Source organism: Acidobacteriota bacterium (genome assembly GCA_012729555.1).
In the GTDB taxonomy this organism is placed as follows: Bacteria; Acidobacteriota; UBA6911; order UBA6911; family UBA6911; genus UBA6911.
In genome coordinates, this window is record JAAYCX010000091.1 from 19,046 (window position 1) to 32,257 (window position 13,212).

General features: G+C 66.6%; 11 protein-coding genes and 1 tRNA gene. 3 read left to right on the forward strand and 9 right to left on the reverse strand.

The features are described from left to right. Window positions 1-44: 44 nt before the first annotated feature. The 8 genes from GXY47_16005 to ispH form a co-directional block, all read right to left on the reverse strand. Window positions 45-941 carry a 4-hydroxy-tetrahydrodipicolinate synthase gene (locus GXY47_16005; GenBank protein ID NLV32647.1) on the reverse strand — a complete coding sequence of 299 codons (897 nt, stop codon included), beginning with the start codon at window positions 939-941 and terminating at the stop codon, window positions 45-47. Window positions 942-981: 40 nt separating this feature from the next. Further along, on the reverse strand, window positions 982-1,686 hold the full coding sequence (locus GXY47_16010) for a dihydrodipicolinate reductase (protein NLV32648.1): 705 nt from the start codon (window positions 1,684-1,686) through the stop codon (window positions 982-984). 37 nt (window positions 1,687-1,723) lie between these two features. Further along, window positions 1,724-3,097 (reverse strand): lysine-sensitive aspartokinase 3, encoded by a 1,374-nt coding sequence (gene lysC / locus GXY47_16015; GenBank protein ID NLV32649.1) that lies wholly within the window; start codon window positions 3,095-3,097, stop codon window positions 1,724-1,726. 164 nt (window positions 3,098-3,261) lie between these two features. Beyond that, window positions 3,262-4,146 carry a presqualene diphosphate synthase HpnD gene (gene hpnD / locus GXY47_16020; GenBank protein ID NLV32650.1) on the reverse strand — a complete coding sequence of 295 codons (885 nt, stop codon included), beginning with the start codon at window positions 4,144-4,146 and terminating at the stop codon, window positions 3,262-3,264. Window positions 4,147-4,186: 40 nt separating this feature from the next. Further along, on the reverse strand, window positions 4,187-5,215 hold the full coding sequence (locus tag GXY47_16025; GenBank protein ID NLV32651.1) for a zinc-binding dehydrogenase: 1,029 nt from the start codon (window positions 5,213-5,215) through the stop codon (window positions 4,187-4,189). Window positions 5,216-5,244: 29 nt separating this feature from the next. Continuing rightward, window positions 5,245-6,330, reverse strand: a complete 1,086-nt coding sequence (locus GXY47_16030; protein ID NLV32652.1) for an alcohol dehydrogenase catalytic domain-containing protein — start codon at window positions 6,328-6,330, stop codon at window positions 5,245-5,247. A gap of 53 nt (window positions 6,331-6,383) precedes the next feature. After that, on the reverse strand, window positions 6,384-7,424 hold the full coding sequence (locus GXY47_16035; protein NLV32653.1) for an NAD-dependent epimerase/dehydratase family protein: 1,041 nt from the start codon (window positions 7,422-7,424) through the stop codon (window positions 6,384-6,386). Between the two features lie 155 nt (window positions 7,425-7,579). Next, a complete protein-coding gene (gene ispH, locus GXY47_16040; protein ID NLV32654.1) occupies window positions 7,580-8,557 on the reverse strand; it encodes a 4-hydroxy-3-methylbut-2-enyl diphosphate reductase in 978 nt (325 codons plus the stop codon). Window positions 8,558-8,649: 92 nt separating this feature from the next. Here ispH and GXY47_16045 point away from each other — a divergent pair. Further along, window positions 8,650-8,724, forward strand: a tRNA-Glu gene (locus tag GXY47_16045). Window positions 8,725-8,777: 53 nt separating this feature from the next. On the opposite strand, the gene GXY47_16050 is transcribed toward GXY47_16045, so the two are convergent. After that, window positions 8,778-10,838 (reverse strand): SpoIIE family protein phosphatase, encoded by a 2,061-nt coding sequence (locus tag GXY47_16050; protein ID NLV32655.1) that lies wholly within the window; start codon window positions 10,836-10,838, stop codon window positions 8,778-8,780. A 285-nt stretch (window positions 10,839-11,123) separates the two neighbouring features. Here GXY47_16050 and sucC point away from each other — a divergent pair, with 285 nt between their 5' ends. Both sucC and sucD read left to right on the forward strand, forming a co-directional pair. Next, a complete protein-coding gene (gene sucC / locus GXY47_16055) occupies window positions 11,124-12,296 on the forward strand; it encodes an ADP-forming succinate--CoA ligase subunit beta (GenBank protein NLV32656.1) in 1,173 nt (390 codons plus the stop codon). Beyond that, window positions 12,293-13,168 carry a succinate--CoA ligase subunit alpha gene (gene sucD / locus GXY47_16060; protein ID NLV32657.1) on the forward strand — a complete coding sequence of 292 codons (876 nt, stop codon included), beginning with the start codon at window positions 12,293-12,295 and terminating at the stop codon, window positions 13,166-13,168. The genes sucC and sucD overlap by 4 nt, the downstream gene beginning before the upstream one ends. Window positions 13,169-13,212: the final 44 nt, after the last annotated feature.

Here is a 13,212-nt window from a genome sequence, read left to right on the forward strand (position 1 = left end):
AAGCGTAGGTGTTCATGCGGCCGCGCCCCGCGGGGCGTGACGAGTCACCCCCGGAGCAGCCCCAGGGACTCGAGCACCGCGGAGAGCCGCGCGCGGGCGCCTTCCGAGATCGGGCACAGGGGGAGCCGGTAGACCTCTTCTATTTTTCCCATCATGGCGAGGGCGGCCTTGACCGGGATCGGGTTCGATTCGACGAAATTGACCTTCATCAGCGGGTAGAGGGCGCGGTTGTGCCGCCGCGCCTGCTCCCAGTCCCCGTCGAGGCACTCCCTGGCCAGCCGCGACATCATGGCGGGCACCTCGTTGGAAGCCACGGAGATGATGCCGTGCCCTCCGGAGGCGATGAGGGGGAGGGTCATGGAATCGTCGCCCGAAAGGATGCGGAACCCCTCGGGCGCCCTCGCGCAGATTTCGCCGATCTGGGACATGTCCCCGCTCGCTTCCTTGACCCCGGCGATATTGGGAATCTCCGCCAGCCTCATCAGGGTATCGGGCAGGATGTTCGAACCCGTGCGGCCGGGCACGTTATAGACGATCACGGGAAGCGCGGTCGATTCCGCCAGCGCCCGGTAGTGCCGGTAAATGCCCTCCTGGGTCGGCTTGTTGTAGTAGGGGGAGACCGACAGGAGGGCGTCGGCCCCTATCCGTTCCAGTTCCGCCGCCATCGCGATCACTTTCGCGGTGTCGTTGCCGCCGGCCCCCGCCACGACGGGCACGCGCCCGCCCGCCGCCCGCACCGTCGTCTCCACGACCGCGAGGTGTTCCTCGTGCCCGAGGGTCGGGCTTTCGCCCGTCGTGCCGCAGGGCACGAGAAAGTGGACGCCCTCCCGGATCTGCCAGTCGACCAGCGCCGCCAGGGCGTGCTCGTCCACGCGGCCGTCGGACGAAAACGGCGTGACCAGGGCGGTGCCGCAGCCCTCGAGTGCTGTAAGATCGGCCATGATAGTTCCTCTCCGATTGGGGACCGCGGCGGTCGGGAGCCTAGGGCAGTCCCACGATTTCACGAAAGACCCGGCGAAAATCGTACATTCCCTTTTTCCCCGCGATCCAGCGCGCCGCCAGGAAAGCCCCTTCGGCAAAACCCTGGCGGCTGCGCGCGCGGTGCTCCAGCAGGAGGGTGTCCGCTTCGCTGTCGAACCCGACCACGTGGGTGCCCGGGATGGAGCCCGCACGGATGCTGGCGATGGCGAGATCCGGGTCTCCCAGGTGGGGCCGCATCAGCTCCAGGAGGTCGAGCGCGGTCCCGGAGGGCGCGTCCTTCTTCTCCCGGTGGTGCTCCTCCCGCATGAAGGGGTCGTACCGGGGGATCGCCCCGACCAGGCGCGACGCGTGGGCGACGATTTCAAAGAACAGGTTCATGCCGACCGAGAAGTTGGCGCCGTACACCAGCCCGATTCCCGAATCCGCGACGATGCGCTCCACCCGCTCGCGACCTGCCGTCCACCCGGTGGTGCCCACCACGATGGGGACCCCCGCGCGGGCGGCCGCCTCGATGTTGGCCATCACGGCTTCGGGCTGGCTGAATTCGACGGCGACGTCCACCCCTTTCATGGAATCGCGGGTGATGCCCCGGCCCCCGGGGTTGTCCCCGACGTCGAGCCGGGGGCCCACCGTGCATCCCTCCCGGACGGCGATCGCTTCCACCATCTTCCCCATTTTGCCGTAGCCGAGCAATGCGATTCTCATCTCGAGGCCCTCCCCGGGCCGCCGGCGGGCCGGCCCGTCACTCGAATATCCGTGGGTCGACCTTCTGGAAGAAGGCGTCGTGCAGTCCGCGCACCGCCTCCGGGAGCCGGTCGTCGTCGATGACGAAGGTGATGTTTATGGCCGAGGCCCCCTGGGAAATCATCTGGATCCGGATGTCCCGGAGGGCGCTGAAGGCGACGTGGGGCAGGCCGGGGACGTTTCTCACGTTGTCCCCGACGCAGCAGACGATCGACTTGGAGCCCTCGATGTTGACCTCGCCGATCCTTTTGAGATCCGTCACGATGTCCCACAGGTTCGAGGTGTCGTCGACGGTCAGCGACACCGACACCTCGCTGGTCGCCACCACGTCCACCGGCACCCTGTGCTGTTCGAAGATCTCGAAGATCTTCTTCAGGAAACCGTACGCCATCAGCATGCGGGTCGAGGTGACGTTGACGACCGTGATCCCGCTCTTGTAGGCGATGGCCTTGACCGGGTTGTCGCAGCAGGGAGCCTCGTCGGTGATCAGGGTGCCTTCATGGTCCGGCTTGGCGCTGTTGAGCACGTGAACCGGTATTTTCTTGCGGACGGCGGGGATGATGGTGGCCGGGTGCAGCACCTTGGCGCCGAAATAGGCGAGCTCCGCCGCCTCGTCGAAGGAGATGACCCTGATCCGGCGGGCGTGCTCGACCATGCGCGGGTCGGTGGTCATGATGCCGTCCACGTCCGTCCAGATCTGGATATCCTCGGCGTCGAGCGCCGCCCCCACGATGGCGGCCGTGAAGTCGGATCCGCCGCGTCCGATGGTGGTGGTGAGCCCCTCGCGGGTGCTCCCGATGAATCCCTGGAAAACGGGGATCCTGCCGCTCTGGAGCACCGGGCGGAAGCGCTCCACGATGGCGGCCTCGGTCAGGTCGAACAGGGGGGCCGCCCGGGTGAAATGGTCGTCGGTGATGATGCATTCCCGGGCGTCCATCAGTTCGGCCGGCAGCCCCTGGTCTTCGAGCAGGCGGGCGATGATGAGGGTGGACAGCCGTTCCCCGTAGCTGGCCATGGTGTCGGTGACGCGCGGCGTCAGCTCCCCCAGCGCCGCCAGGCCCCGGACCAGGTCTCTCATTTCCTTGAAGTAGGCCTGGATCGCTTCCCAGACCTGGTCTTCCGCGACGGCGATGCCGAGGTTCCGGGCCTCCCTGAGGTGCATGTCCCTGATTTTCGCCAACAGGTCCAGGGCTTCCGTTTTCCTGCCCCGCGCGGCCGTTCGGGCGACCTCGAGCAGGTGGTTGGTGGTCTTTCCCATTGCCGAGGAAACCACGACGGGTTGCCGGTCCCGCCGGGCCCGGATGATCCCGGCCAGGCGCAGAAGCGCCTCCGCGTCCTGAACTGAAGTGCCGCCGAATTTGCAGACTATCATGGTGTATCCCAGGAATCCTCGGGCCCCGCGCTGTCCTCTGTCGGGAGGGGGGCCGAGGGCGCCGTCGGGGCCCGCGTGACTGTTGAAACCCCAAGCCATTCAAAAGACCCGCATTTTCGCATAACGCGCCGGACGGGACAAGACCTTCTTGGGCGCCGCGGAAATCAAGCGCGCGGCAGGGCAAGCCCCACGCGGTTCGCCGCGCGCATGGCGATCGCCTTCAGGGCGACGGCGGTCTTTTCCCGCGGGGAGAGGCGTACGCGCTCCCCGAAGACGTCGAACCCCCGCGCGGCGATCCGCTCGAGGATGCGCTCGTAGATTTCGATCATCGCCCACAGGGCGGGCCGGCTGGAGACATCGACCAGCGGGATCAGTTCCCGCGCATGCCGGTAGAATTCCCGGGCCCGCTCGGTTTCGTGGCGCATCAGCGCGCGGAACCGGTCGTCCAGGACCCCGGCCGCGAGGTCCTCGGGGGCGTAGCGGAAACGCCGGAGATCCTCGAGCGGCAGGTAGATGCGCCCCCGCTGGGCGTCCTCCTTGACGTCCCTCAGGATATTGGTCAGCTGGAAAGCGATGCCGCAATGTTCGGCGAGTTTCTCGGCCCGTTCCCCGCTCGACCCGAAGATGCGGAGGCAGACCAGGCCGACGGCGGAGGCCACCCGGAAACAGTAGCGGTAGAGCTCTTCGAAGGTGTCGTACCGGCTGATCTCCAGGTCCATCTCCTCGCCGTCGATGATCCAGTGGAAATACTGCGCCGGGATCGAGAAATTCCGGAGCGTGTCGCGAAAGGCGGGGAGGATGGGGCTGGCCGAAGCGTCCCCCGGACAGGCGGCGTCCAATTGCCGCCGCCACCGGCGCAGCCGCTCCCGCTTGTCCCCGTTCGCGCCCTCCTCGTCGGAGATGTCGTCGCAGTGGCGCATGAAGGCGTAGACCGCGCAGAAGGCGAGCCTTTTCTCCGCGGGGAGGACGATGAAGGAGTAGTAGAAATTGCTTCGGCTGCGGGCGATGGCTTCCGCAGCCCGGTAGGATTCCCTCAATTCCGGTGTCATGCGCTTCTCCGGGGATCCCGGGTCCGCGGTCGGGGACCGCTCAGGGGATGATGGCTATTTTGAGATCCCCGTTCCGGTTCAGGAGCCGTTCCAGGACGCTGCCGAGGGCGGCCAGCTGCTCCTCGCCCGTGATCAGGCTGCGGGCGTTCACCCTTCCACGGTGGATGGCTTCCAGGGCTTCGCGGATGTGCCTCGGCGTGTGGTGAAAGTTGGCCTTGATGGTGATCTCGGAATAGTGGATCAGGGTGCTGTCCAGCGGGATGTGCGTGCCCGAGGGGCAGCCGCCGAACAGGTTGATGGTGCCCCCCCGGCGGACCATGCCCATCGCCTGCTGCCAGGTTTCCCTGATTCCCACCGCTTCGATGACGACATCGGCCCCGCGCTGGCCGGACGTGATCCTGCGCACCTGTTCCACCACGTTCGAGTGGGTGGAGTCCACGACGTGGTCCGCCCCCATGGCTCCGGCCATGGCCAGCTGGGTCTTGCGGTTTCCCAGGGCGATGACGCGTGCGCCCATCGATTTCAGGACCTGGACGAACATCAGGCCGATCGGGCCCACGCCGATGACGACGACGGTGTCCCCCTCCTCGATGCCGGTCTCCTCGGCCGCCCTGATGACGCAGGCCAGCGGTTCCACCAGCGCCGCTTCCTGGAAGCTGACGCTGTCGGGGAGGATCAGGAGGTTCTGGCGCACGATCGATTCGGGGATCTTGATGAATTCCGCGTAGGCGCCGTTGATGAACTGGAGGTTCTCGCAGAGGTTCGCCAGGTGCTTCTGGCAGAAGAAGCATTCGTTGCACGGGCCGGAGTTGGCGCTGACCACGCGCATGCCGGCGGAAAAGCTCTCGACCCCCTCTCCCACCTCCTCGACGACGCCCGCCAGCTCGTGGCCGAAAACGGCGGGGGGGACGATCATGCGCGCGTGGAACCCCTGGCGGTAGACCTTCAGGTCCGTTCCGCAGGTCAGCGCCGCCTTGATCCGGACCAGGACCTCGCCCTTCCCGATGCGGGGGACGGGGATCTGCTCGATGCGCACGTCCCGCTTCCCGTAGAGCACGGCGGCGGTCATTTTCTCCCTGCTTGCCTTTATCAATTCTCTCATGGTTGTATCACGACCTTTAGCGAATGGGCAGAGGGGTGTGATGCAAGCCGTATCCCCTCCTGGAGGAGTTCCAGGGGGAATCGGTGGCTGATCAGTCGGGCCACGTCGATAGTTCCTTCAAAAATCATCTGTGCCGCTTTCTCCTGGAGCTCCACCGAAGCGCTATAGCTGCCGATGAGCCTCTTCTCCTCCATGCAGATGCTCGAGGCGTCGACCGGGATCTTCTCGCCGGGCACGGTTTGCGCGAAAAGAAGGACGCGCCCCCCCCTGCGGACGATGCGCTGGGCATCGGCGACGGCTTCCGGGCTGGCCGCGGCCACGATGGCCAGGTCGGCCCCCCTGCCGTCCGTCAAGAGGGCGATCGTCCGGTCGACGTCGTCTCCGGCGGGATCGAGGGCGGCCTCCGCCCCCAGCTCCCGCGCAATCTGCAGCCGGGGCTCGAGGAAATCCAGCCCCACCACGCGGGCCCCCGCCGCGCGGGCGGCCTGCATCAGCAGGAGGCCTACCGGCCCCTGTCCGTAAACCGCCACCACCTCCCCCGGCTCGACGCACGCGGTTTCCAGCGCCTTCAGGCAGGTGTTGAGGGGCTCGAGGAAACTGGCCTCGTCGAAACTGACGGAATCGGGAATCCGCACGGTTCCTCCGGCCACGATCCAGTCCATGACCCGGACATACTCGGCGAACCCGCCCCCTGCGGGTTCAAAGCCGGCGGTGGTGCCGGTGCGCCGGTAAGACTCGCATTGCGAAAAGAGCTTCTTCTCGCAGAAAAAACAGTTCCCGCAGGGAATATGGTGGTGGGTCGCCACCCGGTCCCCGACTCGAAATCCCGTCACGGCCGAACCGACCCGGGCCACGACGCCGGCGATCTCGTGCCCGAATATGCGCGGCGGGGGCACCAGCCCGTAGGCGATCTTTTTCAGATCCGTGCCGCAGACGCCGCAGGCCCGCACCTGCACCAGGATCTCTCCGTCCAGGATGTCCGGGACCGGAACCCTTTCCACGGAGAGCTCCCCGGGACCGCGGTAGACGGCGGCCCGCATCTCCTGGCCGTTGCTCGGAAACTGCCGGTCTTGGGACTTCATCGCCTTCTGTCGTATGCCTCAGCTGTCCCGGCCCGCCGTGGCGGACCCGGACGTCAAATGGTGTCGGGCCCCAGTCTCGATGCGCGACCCTGGGCGGAGTCCGGCCGCCAGTCGTAACGGAAATAGTCGACGGCTTCGCGGAGCGCCCTCTCTGCCGGCCGCGGGCTGTAGCCCAGCTCTTTGCGCGCCTTTTCGCCGCTGATGTACATTTTGTAACGGGCCATCCTCACCCCCTCGAGCGGGATCGAAGGCTCCCGGCGCAGAAGGGTCCCGGAGACGAAATTGTCCAGGGTCCCGGCCATGAGGGCGACGGTCCAGGGGATCCGGAAGCGGGGGGCCCGCCTCCCGCAGATCTTGGCCAGGGCGTCGAGGATTTCCTCCAGGCTCCAGTTTTCGCCTCCCAGGATGTAGCGCTCCCCGACCCGGCCACGGGTCTCGGCCAGCAGATGTCCCTCGGCCACATCTTCGACAGCCACCAGGTTCAGCCCCGTTTCCACGTAGGCGGGGAGCCTTCCCCTGAGAAAATCCAGGATGATCTTCCCGGTCGGCGTCGGCTTGATGTCCCCCGCGCCGATGGGGGTGGTCGGGTTGACGATCACGACCGGGAGCCCGGAGGTGGCGAATTCCCGGGCCACCTGCTCGGCCATGAACTTGGAACGCTTGTAGTGGCCGATCATGTCGTCGAGCTTGACCGGGGTGTCCTCGTCGGCGGGGATGCCGTCCCTCTGCATGCCGATCGTTCCCACCGAACTGGTGTAGACGACCTTCTCCACCCCGGCTTCACAGCAGGCCGACAGGAGATTGCGGGTGCCGCCCACGTTGTTGTCGTAGATTTCCTGGGGGTTGCGGGCCCACAGGCGGTAATCGGCGGCGACGTGGTAGACGCGGCTGCAGCCCCGGATGCACCGGAGCAGCGACATGGAGTCCTTCAGGTCGCCGATGACGATTTCGCATCCGAACGCCTCGATGTCCGACTTGGGGCTGGAGTTGCGCGCCAGGACCCTCACCCGGTCCCCCCGGAGCAGAAGCCTGCGCACGACATGGCTTCCAATGAAGCCGGTTGCGCCCGTCACAAAGGTGATTTCTTCATTCATGGAGCCGCATACCCGAAGAAGGCTATCCCCGTCCTTTCCGCCGTTGCCGCCGCAGCTTGGTGGATGTCTTCCCCTCAAACGAAACGATAAACAGGAAACTATAGCCCATGTGCTTCATTTTTCCAACATGGGACATCCCCCGGGCGGATTTTTCCTCATTCCCCAGGGCGGCGGGGAGGATGGGCCGCGGCGGCCTCGGCCAGCTCCGGGGGGAGCGAGAACTGGACATTCTCCATGACGCCGCCACCGGGTTCGATGTGGGGGTACCCCAGGGCGTTCAGGTAGTCCACCACCCTTTCGACCAGGTCCTCCGGGGCGGAGGCGCCGGCCGTCAACCCTATGGTCTCCACGTCCCGGATCCAGGAAAGCTGGATGTCCTCGATGTCATCGATAAGGTGGGCGGGCACCCCGGCGCTCTGGGCCACCTCCACCAGGCGGCGCGAGTTGGAGCTGTTGGCCGATCCCACCACCAGGATCAATTCCGCCCTTTTCGTCAGCTCCAGCACCGCCGCCTGGCGGTTCTGGGTCGCATAACAGATATCCTCGGAATTCGGGGCCTTGATGCGGGGGAACCGCCGCCGCAGTTTCTCCACGATTCTCCGGGTGTCGTTGATGCTCAGGGTGGTCTGGGTGAGGTAAACGATCTTGGCGGGATCCGCGACATTCAGCCTCTCTATGTCCCCCTCCGGGTCCAGCACGGTGATATTGTCGGGGGCTTCGCCCAGGGTGCCGATGACCTCGTCGTGGTCGGAATGACCGATGAGAACGATCGCGTAGCCGTCCCGGGCGTATTTCACGGCTTCCTTGTGCACCTTGGTCACGAGCGGGCAGGTGGCGTCGATGACCTTCAGCCGGCGGGCTTCCGCCTCGGCCCAGACCTCGGGGGGGACGCCGTGGGCGCTGAAGATGACGCGGCTCCCGGCGGGCACTTCCCCCAGTTCATTGACGAAGAGGACGCCTTTTTCGTGGAGCCCGTTGACCACGAACTTGTTATGTACGATCTCACGGCGGACGTACAGCGGCTGCCCGTAGGCTTCCAGCGCGAGCTTCACGATATCGATGGCGCGGACCACCCCCGCGCAGAACCCGCGCGGAAAAGCCAGGACCACCTTCCTGTCGCCTGTTCCGTTCATTCACCGATTATACCCCAGCGCCCGGCGATGCGGGACCCCATTTGGCGAGTTGACGCGCGCCGCTGTTTTTTGGTAGTATGCCTGCCGGTTACGGCGCTATCGTCTAGGGGTTAGGACGGGTGGTTCTCAGCCATCAAACCGGGGTTCGATTCCCCGTAGCGCTACCAATCACCTCTCCCCTCAGGTGATCCTCAGCCATCCCATTCCCGAAGCGGGGAATTCACGGCCGGGGGCCCGGACCCCGGAATTCGAGAACCAACAGGGTGATGTCGTCGGCCTGCGGGACCCCCTCGGAGTAGTCCAGCACCGCCGCCTGGGTCAGCGCCAGCATTTCGGGGGCCGGGAGCCGCGCGTGGGAGCGCAGGACCGAAATGAGGCGGTCGAGCCCGAATTCCTTCCCGGAAGCGCCCAGGGCGTCGACGGCGCCGTCGGTGAAAAGGACGAGACGGTCCCCCGGCCCGAACCGCGCGCAGGAGGACCGGTACTGCTCGCCCGCGAAGAGGCCGAGGACCATCCCCCCGGCGGTCAGCTGCTCCAGGGAACCGTCACGGCGGAGGAGAATGGGGGGGTTGTGCCCGGCGTTGACGTAACGGCAGCTGCCGTCGGGGCTCAGGACCCCGAAAAAGGAGGTCACGAAACGGCTGCCGTCCCCCCTGAGGGCAAGGGTGCGGTTGATGGAGGCGACGATGCTCTCCAGGGGGGCGTCGAAATGCCCCTGCGCCGAAAAGAGCCCCTGCACCAGGGAAGCGAGCAGGGCGGCCGAAATCCCCTTCCCGGCCACATCCCCGAGGGTAAAGCCCAACCGGTCCCCGTCCAGGTCGAAATAGTCGAAGTAATCCCCCCCGATTTCGTAGCAGGGGAGGCTCCAGCCGCAGGCCAGGACGAACCCCCGGTCCCGGACGGGGGGCGGCAGCAGGGTCTGCTGGATCTCCCGGGCGCGTGCCAGCTGCTCCTCCATCCGGCGCTTGTCCTCGAGGTCCTTGTAGAGTTTCGCGTTGTAGATCGCCATGGCCGCTTCCATCGCCAGCGTTTCGAGCGCGCCCACCCGGGTGCTCGTCAGCCGCGCGCCGACGCTCGCACTGTCCAGGTAGAGGACGCCGATGATTTCGGCGCACCGGGACCCGGAGGGGTTCGCCTCGTCGTGCAGGGGGACATAGCGGAGCGGGACGCACGAGATGCTGTGCAGCCCGATCTGGCGCGTGCTCTCGTGCCATTCGGCGCCCGTACCGTGATCCAGGTCCTTGACGAAGATGGGGCGGCCGGTTCGGTGGACCTCCTCGGGGATCCTCCTGCTGGTCTGAAAACACGATCCGTCCAGCGAATGCTTGTGGCGGCTCCGGGCGCATCGGAACTGGAGCGAACCGTCAAGCTCCCGGAGCATGATGAAACCGCGCTCCGCCCCGGTGAGCTCGATCGCCGTGTCCACGACGAGCGCCAGGAGGTCGTCCAGGACCGCAATGGAGCTCAGGGTCCGGAAAGCGGCGAAGAGTTTCCCGATGTCCCTGAAGCCGCTCATGGACATCCCCGCCACCCTTCCCGGGTCGCTCCCGCCCAGGAGCGACCCCAGGATGTCGGCGGTGCGAAAGGTGAAACTGAGGCCCTGCGCCCCCCCGAACTGGACCTCGTCCCCGTCGGCCAGAAGGGTCTCTTTTATGCGCACGCCGTTGACGCAGGTCCCCAGCTTGCTGTCGAGGTCGCGCAGGAGGTACCCGTCGCCCTGCGCCACCACCTCGGCGTGGGACCTGGAAATGCTTCCGTGGTCGAGTACCAGGTGGTTGCGGGAACTGCGCCCGATGGTGAACCGCGGGGGGGGGACGGAGACCCAGCGCTCCTCCCCGGTCTCGTCCAGGTAAAAGAAGCGCCCCTTGGGGAGAGAAAGGGGCGTACCGGCGCGGGGAGAAAGCCGCTGGGCGCATCGGCGGAGGCTGGCGTCGAGAGCCTCCGGGGTCAGGGGGGGGAAGAGGATATCGGCCGCCCCCGCGCGCCAGATATCCAGGATCGACCCTCCGTCGGCACGATCGCATACCAGCACTACGGGTGGGAAGGGGGACGGGCCCGCGAGCCTGGTGATCATCGCCGCCCCGCTGCGGCCGTCCCGGGAACGCAGGTAGACCAGGTCGACGCCCCCGGGATTCAGCTTTTCGACGGCTTCGTCCACATTCAGGGCGGCGGCCACTCCGTGGCCCGAGCGGGAAAAGTGGTCGGAACAGAGGCTCAGTTCGGCGGGATCGAGCCCCACCAGCAGAAGAGAGCAGGGTTTTTCCATGGTCTGTTCCTCCATGGATGTCACCCCCGGCGCGGGTCGTGCGGCAAATCAACGGGAACGGTCGAGGCTCTCCGGTTTCGGGAGAGGCGAGGATCCAATAGGGAAATTCTAACGGATCCCCGCCCCCGATGAAAGGCCCGTTTGAGGCCCCGGGAGGCGGGGAAGGTTTTCATTGAACCCCCAGGTCCTTCGCCATACAATGGGCCGATTGTCGGATGTGCCCGAGGATTCCGGCAATTGTTTGCATAAACAAAGGATCCCGCCAGGCCCCAACGGGCTTTGCGGGGGACGGGAGGTCCGGTGAACGTTCACGAATATCAGGCCAAGGAAATACTGGCGCGGTTCGGCGTGCCGGTCCCGCGGGGGGAGGCTGCCTCGAATCCTTACCAGGCCTACGAGATCGCGGCGCGCTTGGGCGGCAGGGTGGCGGTCAAGGCGCAGATCCATGCGGGCGGCAGGGGCAAGGGGGGAGGGATCCGGCTGGCGGACACCCCGTCGGAGGCCGAGGAGATCGCCGGCGGGATGATCGGCGCCGCCCTGGTGACCCGGCAGACCGGGAGCGGCGGGCGCATCGTGCGGCGGGTGCTCGTCGAGGAGGCGCTTTCGATCCGGAAGGAATTCTATATCGGAATCCTCGTCGACCGGGAGACCCGGCGCCCCGTCATCGTGGCCTCCCCGGCGGGCGGGATGGATATCGAGAAGGTCGCCGCGGAAACGCCCGAGCGGATCTTCCGGGAGCCTGTCGATCCCCGTGTCGGGCTGCAGCCCTACTCCTTGAGAAAACTCGCCTTCCGCCTGGGGCTGGAGGACGGTCTGCTGCCGGCGGCCACCCGCGTCATCGCCGCGCTCTACCGCGTGTTCGAGCAGCTCGACGCCTCGCTGGTGGAAATCAACCCGCTGCTGGTGACCGGGTCGGACGAGGTGTACGCCCTGGACGCCAAGATCGTCCTCGACGACAACGCGCTCTACCGCCACCCGGAACTCCGGGCCCTGCGCGATTTCGGCGAGGAGGACCCCCTGGAGATCCGGGCCTCCCGCCTGGGAATCAACTATATCCGCCTCGACGGCAATATCGGGTGCATGGTCAACGGGGCCGGCCTGGCCATGGCGACGATGGACATCATCAAGATCGCCGGGGGGAGCCCCGCCAATTTTCTGGATGTCGGCGGCGGGGCGACGGCGGAGCAGATCCGCAGCGCCTTCCGGATCCTGCTTTCCGACGAAAAGGTCAAGGTTGTCCTGCTCAACATCTTCGGCGGGATCGTGCGCTGCGACATCGTGGCGCACGGGGTCATCGGGGCCGTCCGCGATGCCGGGGTGAAGGTCCCCGTAGTCGTCCGGCTCGAGGGGACCAACGTGGACGAGGGGCGGCGCCTGCTCCTCGACTCCGAATTCGAGTTTACGGTTGCCGACGGGATGAGGGACGCGGCGGAAAAAGCGGTCGCAGTGGCGCGACGGAAGGGGGTCCAGTGACGATACTGATCGACGGCGGTACGCGTCTGGCCATCCAGGGAATCACCGGCCGTGAAGGCTCCTTCCACGCGCGGCAGTGCGTCGAGTACGGCACGAACGTCGTCGCGGGGGTCACCCCCGGCAAGGGGGGCACCCTGCTCGACGGCATCCCCGTTTTTCACACCGTCGAGGAGGCGGTGGCGAAGGAAGGGGTGACGGCGACGCTGATTTTCGTCCCCGCCGCGCACGGGGCCGACGCTATCCTGGAGGCGGCCGCGGCGGGCGTCCGCCTGGTCATCTGCATCACCGAGGGGATCCCGACCCAGGACATGGCCCGGGTCATGGGGCTGGTGGAGGGCTCGGCCACGCGCCTCGTCGGGCCCAACTGCCCCGGCGTGATCTCGCCCGGGAAATGCAAGGCGGGGATCATGCCGGGCCGGATTTTCCGGGAAGGGCACGTGGGTGTCATTTCCCGCAGCGGGACGCTGACCTACGAGGCGGTGCATCAGCTGTCGATGCGGGGTATCGGGCAGTCCACCTGCATCGGCATCGGGGGGGACCCCGTCATCGGAACCCGCTTCGTCGATGCGCTCGAGCTGTTCGAGCGGGACCCCGACACGCACGCCGTCGTGATGGTGGGGGAAATCGGGGGGACGGCGGAGGAGGAGGCTGCACGGTATATCCGGGAAAACATGACAAAGCCCGTCGTCGGTTTCATCGCGGGCCGGACGGCCCCTCCGGGAAGACGGATGGGGCATGCGGGCGCGATCATTTCCGGGGGGAAGGGGACCGCGGCCGAAAAGATGGAAGCGCTCGAGCGTTCGGGCGTGCGCGTGGTGTCGAGCCCCGCCGATATCGGCGAGGCGATGGAGGGGATCCTCGACCCGAGTTGACCCTTTCGGCCGGGGTCCGCCGGTCGATCCAACCCTACACATTA